This window comes from Streptomyces uncialis (assembly GCF_001905345.1).
Taxonomy (GTDB): Bacteria; Actinomycetota; Actinomycetes; order Streptomycetales; family Streptomycetaceae; genus Streptomyces; species Streptomyces uncialis.
Map to the genome: position 1 here is coordinate 144,379 of NZ_LFBV01000002.1, position 14,461 is coordinate 158,839.

The 14,461-nt window shown below is 69.7% G+C and carries 11 protein-coding genes; 6 read left to right on the plus strand and 5 right to left on the minus strand.

Annotation, left to right across the window (positions count from 1 at the left end; all coding sequences use genetic code 11):
• Positions 1-164 precede the first annotated feature (164 nt).
• Positions 165-488 carry a beta/gamma crystallin domain-containing protein gene (locus AB852_RS09020; RefSeq protein WP_073785869.1) on the minus strand — a complete coding sequence of 108 codons (324 nt, stop codon included), beginning with the start codon at positions 486-488 and terminating at the stop codon, positions 165-167.
• A 426-nt stretch (positions 489-914) separates the two neighbouring features.
• Between AB852_RS09020 and AB852_RS09025 the strand changes: the two genes are divergently transcribed.
• The 4 genes from AB852_RS09025 to AB852_RS09040 all read left to right on the plus strand — a co-directional run bounded on the left by AB852_RS09025 (position 915) and on the right by AB852_RS09040 (position 5,487).
• A complete protein-coding gene (locus tag AB852_RS09025) occupies positions 915-1,892 on the plus strand; it encodes a helix-turn-helix domain-containing protein (RefSeq protein ID WP_079184447.1) in 978 nt (325 codons plus the stop codon).
• A 355-nt stretch (positions 1,893-2,247) separates the two neighbouring features.
• Positions 2,248-2,481 carry a hypothetical protein gene (locus tag AB852_RS09030; RefSeq protein WP_143201195.1) on the plus strand — a complete coding sequence of 78 codons (234 nt, stop codon included), beginning with the start codon at positions 2,248-2,250 and terminating at the stop codon, positions 2,479-2,481.
• 182 nt (positions 2,482-2,663) lie between these two features.
• Positions 2,664-3,863, plus strand: coding sequence for an AAA family ATPase (locus tag AB852_RS09035; RefSeq protein WP_073787570.1), 1,200 nt, complete (start codon positions 2,664-2,666; stop codon positions 3,861-3,863).
• 19 nt (positions 3,864-3,882) lie between these two features.
• Positions 3,883-5,487 (plus strand): VWA domain-containing protein, encoded by a 1,605-nt coding sequence (locus AB852_RS09040; RefSeq protein ID WP_073785873.1) that lies wholly within the window; start codon positions 3,883-3,885, stop codon positions 5,485-5,487.
• A gap of 820 nt (positions 5,488-6,307) precedes the next feature.
• Here the strand turns inward: AB852_RS09040 and AB852_RS09050 are convergent.
• From AB852_RS09050 to AB852_RS09065, 4 genes are all read right to left on the minus strand, one after another.
• Complete coding sequence (locus AB852_RS09050; RefSeq protein ID WP_073785875.1) at positions 6,308-7,531, minus strand: cytochrome P450; 1,224 nt, start codon at positions 7,529-7,531, stop codon at positions 6,308-6,310.
• Entirely contained in the window at positions 7,512-8,324 is an 813-nt protein-coding gene (locus tag AB852_RS09055; RefSeq protein WP_178390972.1) for a tRNA-dependent cyclodipeptide synthase, read from the minus strand. The genes AB852_RS09050 and AB852_RS09055 overlap by 20 nt, the downstream gene beginning before the upstream one ends.
• A gap of 75 nt (positions 8,325-8,399) precedes the next feature.
• The gene (locus AB852_RS09060) at positions 8,400-9,230 is read right to left on the minus strand and encodes a class I SAM-dependent methyltransferase (protein WP_073785879.1); all 831 of its coding nucleotides are present in this window, start codon (positions 9,228-9,230) and stop codon (positions 8,400-8,402) included.
• A gap of 584 nt (positions 9,231-9,814) precedes the next feature.
• Complete coding sequence (locus AB852_RS09065; protein WP_073785881.1) at positions 9,815-10,696, minus strand: NAD-dependent epimerase/dehydratase family protein; 882 nt, start codon at positions 10,694-10,696, stop codon at positions 9,815-9,817.
• A 168-nt stretch (positions 10,697-10,864) separates the two neighbouring features.
• Here AB852_RS09065 and AB852_RS09070 point away from each other — a divergent pair, with 168 nt between their 5' ends.
• Both AB852_RS09070 and AB852_RS09075 read left to right on the plus strand, forming a co-directional pair.
• The gene (locus AB852_RS09070; protein ID WP_073785883.1) at positions 10,865-11,821 is read left to right on the plus strand and encodes an AraC family transcriptional regulator; all 957 of its coding nucleotides are present in this window, start codon (positions 10,865-10,867) and stop codon (positions 11,819-11,821) included.
• 486 nt (positions 11,822-12,307) lie between these two features.
• Positions 12,308-14,407 carry an SMI1/KNR4 family protein gene (locus AB852_RS09075; protein ID WP_073785885.1) on the plus strand — a complete coding sequence of 700 codons (2,100 nt, stop codon included), beginning with the start codon at positions 12,308-12,310 and terminating at the stop codon, positions 14,405-14,407.
• Positions 14,408-14,461: the final 54 nt, after the last annotated feature.

A 14,461-nucleotide genomic window follows, 5' to 3' on the forward strand; every position in this document is an offset into this window, starting at 1 on the left:
GCTTGGGGCGTTGAGGCGGCAGGGCGGTCCGGCGGAGCAGTCCCCGGGCCTATGGGGCCGGATGCGGCCGGAGCTGGAGCAGTCTTCGAGCAGGTGGGTCCAGGCGGGCCTCGGACCGTCCGTTCGGCTCCGCCGTACCACGAGGGACGCTCACTCTTCGGCTATCAGAAGATCTCGATCCGAGTCACCTTGTGCACGTGGCCGGGGTTCCACGCACTCCATTTTCCCATGGTGACGCTTTCGATCCTCGGGTTGCCCACACTCCTCTGGAACTGAATTTCCGCTCTGTTGTTGCCTGACTCAATCCAGTTGATGCCATAGATGGCGACGCCCATGAACCCGCGGTCGGCGAAACAGAGAACGCTCTGACCGTTGTTGCCGTGGACCTCCAGATAGTCGGTCCGGTCGCAACTCACGCGGTGGATGAGCGGTGAGACACGGTCGCTTGCGGCGCTGGCTGGTAGAGCCGTTGCAGCCAGGGCGGCCATCGTGGCGGCAATGACTCCGAGAGTTCGACGTAAGGACGATTTCATACTTCCTCCAGCGTTTGTTGCGGACATGTGCCCGTACGTGACGAGCACATCCAGATCTTCGGAACTCTTGCGTATCCCACGCCCATGGTGGCCAGTAGGGTGGTCCGTAACCGCAGGGCTGAACTCGTGGGGCATTTCCATGGCTTCGCCCGGCTGCGAGAACAGCGCGACCGGGGAGAACCCGTTTCACCGCAGTGCCCGGGCGGACAGTTTGCCGGGGCATGGTGCGACTACCCGGCTTCAGTCTCCCGCCGGACTCTCGCCTGCCACTGGACTCTACGGGCGGCGGCTCGGCGGGCGATTGAACCTTCGCGACATGCCGATTGAATATCGGCGCCACGAGATAGGAACGCCACACCGAGAGAGGCGGATCGACGGGCGATGGCAGGTACTGAGGCAGGGGCCGACGACTCGCGGGGGGCGTTCTCCCTGGACACCACTACCCCGGGTCCCTTACCGCGAGGATTCGCCAGCTTCCGCCGCGAGTGGGAGACACAGGTCGGTGACGGCTTCCCGCTACCGACCTTCAGCCCGGCCACGACGGGCGACTTCCGGGTCGAGGGCCGCGTCGCGAAGGTACGCGATGCGGCGATCACCGATGTCAACTGCGCATCAGCCATCCGGACCGCCGCCCTCGGCGATGTCGAGGATCAGGTGCGGATGTGGGTCGTGCAGCGCGGCGCATGGACTCTTGGCGGCCCCGGTGATGAGCACACCGTATCCGCCGGGCAGTTCCTCCTTCGGCACGTCGGGCGGCCCTCGCACTTCGCGACGGCCCCACACACGACGGCGAAGATCGTCGTACTACCCGCCACCATGCTCAAACCGTTGCTCGGGAACCAGATCGTTGCCGGCTCGCTGGACTCGGCCGAGGTGCGCCTGCTCGTGGCTCACACGAACATGATCCACGCCAACGTGACCGACCTCGGCCCGGCCGGTGTGCGAGCCGCCCACAGCGCTCTGATCGAACTGGCCAAGGCGGTGGCAGGACACCGGTTCGACGACAAGGAACCCTTACTGGCTTCCGCCCTCGCCCAGGCCGCGAAGGACCTGGCGGACAGCCGACTCACCGACCCCTCCCTCTCCTCCAGCATGCTCGCAAGCGAACTCAGTGTCTCCGTACGCACTCTGCAACGGGCGTTCGCCACAGGAGGAGAACCAGTGACCGCCTACATCCGCCGCAGGCGGCTGGAAGAAGCGCGGCTCGCCCTCACCGCACCGTTCGGCCGGCTGAACATCTCGGAACTCGCCGCCCACTGGCAGTTCGCGGACAGCAGCCACTTCATCCGGGCCTTCAAGACACACTATGGCCAGACACCCACCGACCATGCCGGCCGGGCAAGGTCCCGAAAGGAATGAAGTCCCCCCGGCGAAGACGAGTGGGGGCACCTGCACAGCCTCGCCACCCTGGAGGTCTTCGGGCCCGCCGCGATCGTCGGCGGCCACCAGGCGGAGTTCTTCCGCTCGGCCATGCGGAACATGGGCCTGAGACCACAGTTCGCCACTGATCTCAGCGACGGGCCTGTCACTCCCGTGCACAGCTGGCGTGAGCCGAGCACTGCCTGGTGTCGTTCCTCTCGCGCGGCGCCCTCGTGATGTCACGCGGCGTGCTTCACCGCGGTGCGGTGACCGTTCGACCGGGCTTTCACGGCAACAGATGACTGCCAGTACCAGAAGAAGCTCAGACTGCCAGAGCTTCCTTCCCCTCGCTAGCGTGATCGAAATGCTCGGACTCGCGGTCCGGTCCCGGTACGAATGGCTGAGATTCGAGGACGTCTACGCCACTTCGGCCTGGGCATCGATACTCGTCAGCGCCGGTGTCGTCGAATGGTTCGTCGTCCACCGCACCCTCAAGCCCCTCGCCCGCAGACCCCGCCCGCGCGGGACTCCCGCCGTCACCCCAGGAGGGGCGACCACCATTCCCCGCACAGGACGCATACCCGCGTAACGAACGATCCCAGGGGCTGAGGTGTCACACGTCGAGTGCGTGGGCGCGGTGGGGCCGTGCGGTCGCCTCGTCGTTCGGTGTGCCGGTATCGAGGCAGCGTGCAGAATACCCACGAGCCGTTCGGCGAGTTGGCGCCGGGCAGCGTTTTTGCTCAACCCGGCTTCATGGATGAGGAGTTGCATATGGAGGCACAGGACTCGCAGGACACGGCCAAGAGGCTGCGGGCCATCTGCAACGAAGTGTCGGACCGCTTCTTTGAGCGGGCTGACGTGGTGCGAACTCTCGTGATGACGCTGTTGGCCGGCCAGCACTCGCTGGTACTCGGCCCGCCCGGAACGGCGAAGTCTGAGATGGCCCGGGAGCTCACGGGCAGGGTCGAGGGTGCGACCTACTGGGAAATCCTCCTTTCGAAGTTCACCGCGCCGACAAGGATCTTCGGTCCCATCGACGTCGCCGCACTGGCCCGGGGTGAGTACCGTCAGGTCTACGAGGGCCGCGCCACGACGGCGCACATCGCGTTCATCGACGAGATCTTCAAATGCTCCACGGCGGCGCTGAACGAGACGTTGGGCTTCCTGAATGAACGGCTCTACCACCCAGAGAACGGCGGCAAACCACTCTCCTGCCCGTTGATCGGAGCCATCACGGCGAGCAACGAACTGCCTATCGGAGAGGATTCGGCCGCGATCTACGACCGGCTGCTGGTGCGGATCGAAGTCGGGTATCTGGCTGACCCATCGAACTTCGCCGCGCTGGTGCGCTCCGCCGTCAACCGACCGGCCCCGTTGACGCGGACCACGGTCGAACTGAGCGCATTGCAGCACGCCGTGGCCGAAGCCGTCCCGGCCGTGGATCTCCCCGATGTGATGGTGGACGCGGTGTGTACGCTGCGAGCCGCCCTGCGCCGCAAGGAACTCATCGCCTCTGACCGCCGCTGGCGGCAGGCGGTGGGGCTGCTCCAGGCATCTGCGTTCCTGGATGGCCGCCCAGCGGTCACCGAGGCCGATCTGGCGGTACTCACCCACGTGCTGTGGGACTCCCCCACCGAGCGCCCGACCGTCGAACGCGAAGTACTGCAGCTGGTCAACCCCGATGCCAAGGAGGCACTCGACCTGGCCGATGTCATCGAGGAGCTGGAGGCCCAGCTCGAAGCCATGGCCGGGCAGTCACGCGAGGCGCTGAGCGAGTGGGTCATCAAGAAGGCCCACAACAAGCTCGCCACAGCCGGGAACAGGTTGGCGAAGCTGCGTAAGGAGGCAGCGGGCGCCGGGCGGTCCACTGCCGCCATCGACCGAGTCACCGGCCGCCAGCGCGCCGTTCGCGCCCGTGTTCTCACCGAGGCCCTCGGCATGGACGCGAGCATGGTGCAGACCCAGCTCTGAGCACCGGGAGGTCACAGCCATGGGCAGGACTCCGAGCAGGCACAACGAGTCGTCGAGCCGGGCCGGGGGGAAGCTGAGCACCTCCGCCACAGCTCCCGAGCGGCACCGCACAACCGTCGTCGTGGACCGCTTCGACCAGATCTCCTGGCGCGACACCTACGAGCAGTCGGCCGGACTCAGCGAGCTGGCCAAGGAGCTGAACGAGCGCTATGGCTGCGGCGCCGACCTCTTGGCCGACGCGTTTCAGGCCGCCTACAAGGTCAGTGCGCGGTTGCGCGAGCGCGCGGAGATGGACCGCTCCCGATTGGTCAACCACCAGATCATCACCGCATTGGCAGAGTCATGTGAGTTCGCCGAGCTGCGCCGGGTGACGGTCGGCGACCCCTATGCCGCAGCCATGGCCGTACTCGCCCAGGCCCCCGCACTGCGCCGGATGCTGGAACACTCCCGCAACGCCCAGGAACAAGCTGAGCAGGTGGAGAAGGCCCAGCAGAATGCCGCAAGCGATGCAACCACTCTGTGCGAGGCGCTCCGACGAACAGCCGGCAGCGCCGACGAGGACACCGCAGTCTCGGCATCCGACGCCGTACAACATTCCATCAAGGCGGCCACAGCTGCCGCGCGGCAGAGCGACCGAAGTGCCGCGCAGGCCCTCCCGGCGGCGGCACCCGGTATGGGTGCCACCGCGCGCAGTGCGGCGATGAAGGCCGTCGAGATCGTGCGAGGGGAAGCCGCGCTGATGCGGGCATGGGGCATTGGTCCAGGCGAGCTGGAGAAAATGCCGTTCGACCAGCGCGCTCAGCTCGCCGAGCGGCTGCGCACCGGCCGTCTCGCGCAGTGGGCCGAGCTGATCGGTCGATTCCGGCAGATGGCGAGCGGTGAACGCGCCCGAAAGGTGGCGAACGCCACCGGGGAGCTGGTCGGCGTCACGCTCGGCGATGATCTCTCCCGCGTCATCCCCTCCGAACTCGTCAACCTCGGCCTGCCGGAGCTGCGTGCAGTGTTCGCCGCGCGCTACGCCGCAGGGGAGCTGATGCTCTACCACAGTCAGGGGGAGCAGGCCACCGGCCAGGGCGCCATCATCGCGTGCGTAGACACCTCGCACTCCATGTACCTCGCGGGGCGGGACGGGGTCAGCCGTGAGGCGTGGGCCAAGGCATGCGCCCTGGCGCTGCTGGACCAGGCCCGCCATGCCAAGCGTGACTTCGTCGGCATCCTGTTCTCCGCTGCCGACAAGATCCAGGTCTTCCGCTTCCCGGCCGGCCAACCCGCCGACCCAGCCCAGGTGCTCGACTTCGCGGAGACCTTCCTCGGCGGTGGCACCAGCTACCAGACGCCCCTGACTGCGGCCGGCGAACTACTGGCAGAGGAGCTCAACGACGCCGCCCGTGGACGTGGCGACATCGTGATGATCACCGACGATGAGTGCGGCATCGCCGAGGAGTGGATGCGTGGCTGGAACATCGCCAAGCATCGGTTGGGCTTCCGTGTCTTCGGCGTGGCCATCGGCGCCCCGCGCGCCACCGAAGCCGACTCGGTCCTGGACGCCCTGTGCGACAACCTCCGCTCCATCGAGGACCTCACTGATGTCTCCGCCGCCGCTGACCTCTTCCGCATGATCTAAACCCCTTTGAGGTGGAAAATGCCGTTGCTTTGGTCGGGTAGCCGGTTGTTTCAAGGCCACGACGATTGGTGGTCGACGGCGGCTGGAGGGTTCGCCTGGAGCTTTGCCGGCGTAGCCGGTGATGCAGGAACGGATCTTGCGGGGGCAGCCACGGGATCTTCGCGGGGTAGGAGGCTGTGACCGATTTCGGGGAGTTCGAGGCGTCGGTCCCGCTCGTGGGCTGAGAGGGAAAAGCCGCTCGGTGAGATCACTGAGCGGCGGACAACGTCCAGGGCCCGGGTGAACGAGGTCCGTTCGGCAGTGCTGTGGCGCCAGCAGGCGGCCACGTCGAGCGGGCCCCGGGTGCTCGGCCCGGGTGAGGGCCTGGTCGGTGGAGCGGGTCGGCGATCGAGGTGATGGGGCGGCCGGGGTCGGGTAGCGGGTCGCGGGCGGCTTCGGTGACTTTCCCGGTGGCGGCGTTGGGGCATCTGCCGACCCGGCCGCGGGCGGCGGCCAGGACCTCGCGGGCTGCACGCCTCTGAGCGGGTGGTTTACGACAGCCGTGAGGAAGTCGCCCGGCACGATCGGCTCATCGCCTGCGGCGCTGCCCGCCTTGGCCTCGACCACTACCTGGAGGCCCTGATCCGGAAACCGGGTGCCCTGCCCGGCGCCACCGCCCTTGACCAGGCCCGCGCCGTCGGCCGTTCCGCACCCATCCACGACGCCTGGTGGCAAGCCGCAGTGAAGGCGGCGCACGGGAGGGCACCCGGGCCCGGATCGAAGTCCCCCTCCGCCCGTTGGGGACATCGGCTCGTCGCCGGACCGTGGGACAGGTGGTCCGTCACCAGGTGACGGGCAGTTCCACCGGCCGGGTGAAGAGATAGGTGTCCGGTTCCCAGGCGATGTCCTCGTGTTTGGCCGCCAGGGCCAGGTCCGGCAGGTGTGAGAACAGGGTGGAGAGCGCGGTCTCCAAGTACATGCGGGCGATGTTGACGCCGAGGCAGAAGTGGGGGCCGGTGCCGAAGGTGATGGCCGGGTCCTCCTGCGCACTGCGGTCGAGGCGGAATCGTTCTGGTTGTTTGTAGTGTTCCGGGTCCCAGGTCGCGGCGACCCAGGGGGTGATGACGGCGTCGCCGGCCCGGATGAGTACCCCGTGCATTTCGGTGTCGGTCAACGCGAGGCGGGGCATGGAGGTCATGCCGTTGTGGTGCAGCCGTAGGAGTTCGGCCACCGCGTCGGGCCACAGGGTGGGGTCGCGCTGTATCCGGGCGAGTTGGTCGCCATGTCGCAGCAGGGTGTACACGCCGGTGGTGACGGGGCCGGTGACCGGTTCGGCGGAGGTGACGAAGAGGTACATCACCGTGGCGTGCATCTGCTCCCGGGTGATGGTCCCGTGACGGTGGGCGCGGATCAGTGCCTCCACCGGGTCCCGCGGTTCGCGGTTGTCGTCGTAGTCCGCCGACTTGGCGTCGATGACTTCGTCAGCGAAGTCGAGCATCCACCGGGTGGACGTGTCGATGGCGGAAGCCGGTGTCGTGTAGTCGACCTGGGAACGTAGCCGGGGCACGATCTTGCGGCGTTGCCGGGGTGCCACGCGCATGAGGTCGCAAGCCAGTGTCGCCGCCAGCGGATGCGCGTAAGCGCGGTGCAGGTCAGCGGGGTTGGGGCCATCGCGTAGCGCCGTCGCCAGGTCGGTGGCGGCCAGGGCGACCGCGGGCCTGAGGGCGGTCGCGGCGGCAGGGTTGAAGAACGGCTGGACCACGCGCCGCACGGTGGTGTGCGCGGGGGGATCGAGGTTGAAGATGCCGCCCGGCACGCTGTTGAAGTCGTCTCCGGCGATGCGCTGCCCGCCCGGGCAGGTGAGATCGCGCGAGAAGCTGCGGCTCGATCCGATGGCGGTGATGTCGGCGCGGCGGGTGACGAGCCACGCGTGGTGGCCGGAGGGGAACGCCACCCGGGCGACCGGCCGCTCGCGTCGCAGGAGGTCGAACATCTCCGGTGGCAGCCCGTGTCCGCGGGTGGGAAAGGAGTCGGGCCAGGTCAGGTCATCGGGAATCGTGGTCATCACGGTCGTTCCTCTCGTCGGTGAGCACGGACAGGACATGGCCCGACCCGATGGTGAGACCGGGAACCTGACCGTCGGCCACCACGTCGTAGACGGGCACCCGGCGGTGGTACACGAACAGGGCACGGGGTCGCGCCAGCACTCCGGTCGAGTCCAGCAGCAGCGGGGACTCGGCGAAGATGTAGCGGGTGTTGTCCTCGATCTGGGCGGGGGTGGGCTCGGAGTCGATGGAGGCTTCCAGGGCCGTGCGGGTCATCGCGCACACCGCCTCCCGCATCGGGGTCTGCGTGCGGTACGCCGTCTCGATGCGGGTCCGGACCTCCCGGTAGCGCGGGTGTGCGGCGAAGCGGGTCAGTACGTGGACCCTGGAGTCCGTGTCGGGCACCCCGCAATCGGCCAGGGTGCGACGCGCCACATTGCGCATGTTGTGGATGACGCGCTTGGAACGCTGGACCGCGCGCCGTGGCGCCTTGCCCGCGGAGATGTGGCGCAGTGCTGATTCGGGCGCCCCCGGAAGGACCACGTGCACATCGTCGAAGGAAACCGACGCGCTTCGGCACAGCGCGGTCACGGTCTCCGTTGAGTAGAAGGAGTTGAACGGTGACAGGCCGAGCACCACGGTGCCGTACCGCTCGGCAAGGCGCGGGTCGTGGAGGTCGAGGCCCTCCACCCGGAACCCGCTGGGAGCGATGGGCTCCTGCGGCGGCGAGGGCGGGAGGTCGGTGCCGGTGCTGGCGCCGGTGCCGGTGCCGGTGCCGGGTACGTGTGCGTGTGTGTCCTGGATCTGACTCATGCTGGTGACCTCAATCTTCTGCTGGTCGTTCTGAGTCGGGGGAACCGCGGAGAGCCGGCTCATGGGAGCGGGGTCTCACTTCGCCGGAGTGGGGGCGGGGTTCTCCACCGGGAGGGGACGGTCGGCGGGTTCGGACCCGGGGCCGGCCTGCGCGTCGATGATCAGCGAGTGGGGGCAGGTGAGGTAGTTCTCCCAGAACGCCTCTCCGTGCTTCGCCAGGCCCTCTTCGGAGACGGTCGGGCGGATCCACGAAACGCGGTCGAAGCCTGCTGTGGCCAGGGCTTGTTCATGCGCTGCCGCGGACCAGCGGAAGAGGTCCAGGTCGAGCACGTCCTGCCCGACCCAGGCCCGCAGGTGCCCCGGGGTGCCCTCCGCCGGTGACTGCCGCACACTCAGACGCATGCCATAGCCGCGGTACCACTGGGGGTCCGTGGAGAACCCGGGGTTGAGCACCGCGGCCACGAACCGGCCGCCCGTCGGGCGCAACGCCCGTCGCGCGGTGACGCAGAACCCCTCCAACGCCTCTCGGGTGGGGGCGTAGGGCAGTACGTACACGGCGGTGACCACATCGAACGCCCCGGCGATACCGGGCAGATCGGTGGCGCCCGGATCGGTGGCGTTCGCGGCCAGGTACTCCACACCCAGGCCCTCGCGCTCCTCGCGCCGGCGGGCGTGTTCGACCATCGCGGCGGACTCGTCCATCCCGACGACCCGGGCCGCCCCCGCGCCGCGCAACCGGCGGGCGTACAACCCGCTGCCACAGCCCAGGTCGAGCACATCCCGCCCGGTGACATCGCCGACCGCGTTCAAGAAGCTGTATTCCTCTATGTGCTCCCGAAAAGGCATCTCTTCCATGCTGCGTTCATACGCGGCCACCGCCGTGTCGAACTGGGAATCCATCGCCATGCTCCTCGCTCCTCTGCGATTTCGTGTCAGGCCGGCCCCAAGTCCGGGGCACGCTCGTAGGCCTGTTTTTGGAAAGGGGGGTCCCGGCATCGAGCCGAAAGTCCTGCGTAGGCCCGGCACCCGGCCCAGCGTTCGATCGCACGTTCCGGGCCGGACGGGTGCCTCACACCCCGGTGGGACACCACGACATGTCGTGTCCCCGAGCGAGCGGGAACCGCCGCACCGGCGGCCGGTTCAGCGGCCATCCCCACCAAGGCGCGACGGACTCGCTCGGTGGACATCCATCGGGCCGCCGATACCCCGGTGTGAGAACCGTTCTTCCTCTCCACCCTTCTTGCCGCGATCCGGCGCCGCAAGAGTCCACACGCAATCGGAAGCGTGCACGCGTTGAACGCTTGTGCCCTTGTGAAGAACGGCAGGCCCGAAAGGGCCCGCGACGCGTGCGGACCCTGGTAGCGGCGCAGGCGCAGTGACGGGCCCCGTCCGTGGGCGTCCAGTCAGCGTGATCGCTCTGGACCGGTCGGAGGCGGCCGGGACGACCCGGCACACGCCGAATGCCCCGACCTAGCCTTCCGCGACACCCTTCAGGAAGCGCGGTACCCCTGGACGGGATTGCGCAGCGCGCCGCAGATGCCGCCGAGTGCTTCCCCGAAGACCGGTGACCAGCCGAGGGATCGCAGCCGGCTCGCGTCGAGCGCCGCGTCCATCGCCAGGAATCCGGCCAGCGGGCCGTGGGTCTCCAGCGCCTCGGCCAGGCTCCACGACGCCACCGGTACCCGGGCGGCCTCACCGATCGCGGCCGCCAGCGACGCCATGTCGACCGGGACCGGCTCGGCGATATGAAACACCCCTTGGGCGGGCTGTTCGAGCAGCGTGGCATACCCGGTCGCGAGGTCGTTCACCTGCACGGTGGACCAGTGGTTGTCGCCCGGACCGGTGTAGCGCGCCACACCGTCGGCGCCGGCCTGGCCGACCAGCCGGGCGAGCGGTCCGCCGCCGTCGCCGTACACCATCGGGGGGCGCACGACAACGCCACGGACTCTCGGGGCCTCCAGCACACGCGCCTCGGCCGGGGCAAGCCAGGCGAGCGGTCCGGTGGGCTCCGCGGTGTCGTCCTCGGTCACCGGTGTCCGCGACGAGCGGGCCCGCGGCGCACCGGTCGTGGTGATGAAGACGCCGCCCTCCATCGCGTCGAGCATGGCGGTCACCGCCGCCGCATCGACGGCGGGCCGGTCCGCCGTGTCGGTAGCCGCGGTGTGGACCACAGCGTCACCGCCGGCCGCCTGTGCCGCCAGTACGGCGAGGTCGGTGAGGCTGCCCCGGACCGGGTCGCCGCCGTTCCCCCGTACCCTGGCCTCGGCCGCGTCACTCCTCGCCAGTCCGCGCACCCGGTGGCCGCGGGCGACGAGGGTACGGGTCAGAGCCGAGCCGATGTAGCCGCTCGCGCCGGTGATGAAGATATCCATGGTGGTGCGGTCTCCCTGTTCCTTGGGGTCGTCGAGAGTTCCAGGCATGCTCCGGGGCCACTCGGGCCTTCCGGGGGCTCCCGCTCTCGGGCTGTCCCGGGTTCCCGGGTGTTCGTTTGAGCGTAGGAAGCGGCAGGAGGGGCGGACATGCGCCTGAGTCCAGGTGTTTTGCGCGATCGTTCAGGGCCGGATGCCCTCGGTACGCTGCTCGGCCGGATACGGGTCGGCACCGCACGGTTCGGGCGCATCGAGCTCGGCGCGCCATGGGGGGTGCGGATGGGGCCCCGGGACACCGTGACCCTGCATCATCCGCTCGACGGCGAGATGTGGCTGGACGCCGATGGGCGGACGGCCCGGATCGGGCCGGGGGATCTGGTGATCCTGCCGCACGGTGTCCCGCACTCGCTCAAGTACCGCCCGGACGCCCGGGTCATGATGGAGGAGCAACGGCACGGTCCCCTGCCGGAAGGCGGATTGTCGGTGCGGCGCAGCTTCGGCGGCGACGGGGTGCGCACGGTGGTGCTGTGCGCCGAACTCGCGCTGACCGGCGCAGCACGCGGCCTTCTTCTGCGGGCCCTGCCTCCGGTGATCCATCTTGGGCCGAACGCGGGCGGCGATCCCCTTCCGGGGCTGCGCCGGATTCTCGACGCTCTCCGCGAGGAGGTCCGCGACGGCCGGTCCGCCTCGCCCCTGCTCGCCGCGCGGTTGGTCGAGGTGCTGCTGCTCCAGGGGATCAGAGCCGAGCTGGAGCGGCCGGCAGCGGCCGGGACATGGCGTGCCGCGCTCGGCGACGATCGCGTGGGCCGGGCGCTCGACGCGTTGTACAAAGCGCCCGGGCATCCATGGAGCGTCGCGGAGCTCGCCCGGGTGGCAGATATGAGCCGGGCGGCGTTCGCGCCATTGTTCCGGGAGCTGGTGGGCGAGAGTCCGATCGCCCACCTCACCGCCTGGCGCATGGCACTCGCGAAGACGGCGCTGTGCGAACAGCCCGATCTCCCGGTCGGCCGGATCGCCGCATCGGTCGGATACGGCAGCGAGTTCGCGTTCAGCGCGGCGTTCCGGCGAGTGGTGGGCATGCCACCGGGCCGGTACCGCGCCACCACGAGGACCACAAGCACCCCCTGAATCCGCCGCACCGTCCTTCCGCCCAGGGGGATCCGAGCCTCTTCGGCCCGGGCAGCACAGCGGGGGATCGCAGCAGGTCTCCCAGGCAGCGGTCACCAGACGGACGGTCCCGTGGCCCGGGCGCGCTCTTCCCTTCCAGGCCGCGTGAGTGTGTGGACATGCCGCGGGCCTCGACCTGTTCCGGACACGTGTCCGGGCAACGCCCGCTGTCTGGGATCGAGTCCCGCTGCGACGACGGCATTCAGGGGAGGCTGTCGTCGCCGGACCGGCCGACCAGGACCGTGTTCACCCACCGGTCCGTGTACTGGGCCGGCTGCCGATGGCCCCGGTACTGGTCCGCGACGGCTCCCGCGTACGACGCCCCGCCCCCTGGGTGTCCAGCTCCACGCTCCCGAGGGCGGTCCGGCGGAGAGGAACACCTGCACAAACGATCCGGCAGGAGCGGCGACGGGACCCGTTGTCAGTGGGGGGTGTCACCCTCACCGTATGACTTCGACGGACGAGACCACGAGCGAAACCCCGTTCGACTGGCGGGAGTTCCTCGCTCGCTGGAGCGGGGAGTGGGCGGACGCGCAGGACCCCCATGAGCAGGACGAATGGGACCCGGAGCTGACGGCGGCCCGGTGGCTCGGCTGTCCGGGGGCGTCGGACGCGGATATCGCCGCCCTGGAAGAGCGGATCGGGCATCGGCTACCGCCGTCGCTCGACACGTTCCTGCGGATCAGCGACGGCTGGCGGCCGGAGGACCACCCCGTCTACCGGCTGGCGGGGACCCGGGAAATTGATCCGCACGAGAACGCCAACGGCCTCGCCGAGATCTTCGCGGAGGGTCTGGACGAGGACGCGTCGCCGCAGGAGCTGCTGGAGGCCGGGATGTGGCACCGGGCGTTCCGTCTGGACGCGGAGACGGACGCGACGCTGGTCCTGATCGATCCGCTGGACCGGGACGCGGACGGTGAGTGGGCGGTGTACGAGTGGGCGTACTGGCGGGCCGCGCCGCCCGACCGCTTTCCGTCCTTCCGCCATTACATGCTGGAGCGATACCGGTCCTTTCACAGCTCGGCCGCCCACAAGGCCGCTCACGGCGAAGGACCGGCGTTCGTCAACGACACGACGCGGGCGCAGGACGCCGTGGTGGAGCTGGCCCGGCGGGCGGCACTGGGCGGGGAGTACGAGGAGGCCCTGACCCTGCTGCGGGAGGCCGGTGAGTACGGCAGGCCGCGGGCCGGACTGCTGCGGGGGCAATTGGACTGTCTGCTCTCAGCACAAGCTTCGGCGTACTCGGTCGATGTCCTCGCGGTCGACCCGGTGTACGCCCCTGATCTGCTTCCGGTGGCCGCGGCGGGCTTCGCCACGACGGACCGGCATGACAGCCGTACCGGCCAGTCGTGGGCGCTGCTTGCCCGCTGTACGACGCCCGAGGCGGTGGAGAGGGCGGAGGAGGCGCTGCGGGCGGCGCGGGAGGGGACGTACCGCTTCACGGCCGAAGGGCCGCTCGGGGAGGCGGCCGATAAGGCGCGGGAGTTGGCCCGCTGGGGCCGGTGGAACGAGGCGTGGCGGCTGCTGTGGGCCGCGCTGCCTCACTGGCGGCCCCTGGGCCCCGACCATATGGCACCGCTGGGACTGCTCGCGGATCCGGTGCTGGGTCCGGTGATCACCCCGGAGCGGGGGCGGTTGCTGCTGGCTCTGCCGCGGGGCGAGTTCGCGCGGCCGGAGCGGGAGCTGCCCGGTACGGTCCTGGGTCCCGTCGGGGAGGCGCCGGGGGACGATCCGGTGGGTCTGTCCTGGCTGGAGGACGAGGTGCCGGACCGGTTCGATGGGGGCTATCGGGCCGTGTTCGTCGCGGACCCCGATCCGGCGGGCCTGCCGGCCCGTCTGAAGGACCCGGGCGGGGGCGGCCCCGGGCCCGGCGGCCGGCCGCAGCGGGAAGTGACGCCCGGGCCGGACGGCTTGTACCCGCCCCGCAGCACGTGGGACGCGGACCACCGGCTGGGCCTGGCACTCGGCAGTACGTCGTACGACGACCGCGCCCTGGCCTGGGTCGGGCAGGCGGCCCCCGGGTGGAGCTTCGCCTTCGACGGCAGAGCCAGGGGCTTCGGCGAGGAGCGCTTCGTCTCCCCGGCCGCTGCCGCCTCGCAGGGGACCAGGGCGGTGGTCGTCTGGCACAGCGTCGGCACCTTCGACCGGACCCGGACCCGCTTCCATCTCTCCGCCGGGGTCGACGGAGAGGAGGTGTGCGCGTTCACCGTCACGGCCGGGGACGTCGACCCGCACTGGACCGGGGAGATACCGCCATGGCTGTCGCTCGACGGCTTTCCCGGCACGACCGGGGAGTGGCGGGGCGATGAGGACCCCTGGACGGACGCGGACGACCGGAACACCCCCGACCGCGGGCTGCCGGGGACGCGGGGCGCGCTGGCCGCCCTGGAGCGGGCCCTGGGACTGACCCTGCCCCGCACCGCCCTGCTGGAAGGCCCGCTGCACAGCTTCGTCACCCGTTCGTGGACCCGTCCACCAGGGCCCGGCGAGTCGTACGCCACCCTCATCATCACCACAAGCCTCCCGGACCCCGGCGAGAACGCGTGAACCTGCCTGCGCTCCGTATCCCGCGCCGCGCCCGGACGGCGCCAAAGGCATCGT

What these genes read in the sequence shown, in the direction of transcription:
- AB852_RS09020 (WP_073785869.1), bottom strand. Translation starts at nt 488, where the DNA reads ATGGCCGCCCTGGCTGCAACGGCTCTACCAGCCAGCGCCGCAAGCGAC.
- AB852_RS09025 (WP_079184447.1), top strand. Translation starts at nt 915, where the DNA reads ATGGCAGGTACTGAGGCAGGGGCCGACGACTCGCGGGGGGCGTTCTCC.
- AB852_RS09035 (WP_073787570.1), top strand. Translation starts at nt 2,664, where the DNA reads ATGGAGGCACAGGACTCGCAGGACACGGCCAAGAGGCTGCGGGCCATC.
- AB852_RS09040 (WP_073785873.1), top strand. Translation starts at nt 3,883, where the DNA reads ATGGGCAGGACTCCGAGCAGGCACAACGAGTCGTCGAGCCGGGCCGGG.
- AB852_RS09050 (WP_073785875.1), bottom strand. Translation starts at nt 7,531, where the DNA reads ATGACCACGATTCCCGATGACCTGACCTGGCCCGACTCCTTTCCCACC.
- AB852_RS09055 (WP_178390972.1), bottom strand. Translation starts at nt 8,324, where the DNA reads ATGAGTCAGATCCAGGACACACACGCACACGTACCCGGCACCGGCACC.
- AB852_RS09060 (WP_073785879.1), bottom strand. Translation starts at nt 9,230, where the DNA reads ATGGCGATGGATTCCCAGTTCGACACGGCGGTGGCCGCGTATGAACGC.
- AB852_RS09065 (WP_073785881.1), bottom strand. Translation starts at nt 10,696, where the DNA reads ATGGATATCTTCATCACCGGCGCGAGCGGCTACATCGGCTCGGCTCTG.
- AB852_RS09075 (WP_073785885.1), top strand. Translation starts at nt 12,308, where the DNA reads ATGACTTCGACGGACGAGACCACGAGCGAAACCCCGTTCGACTGGCGG.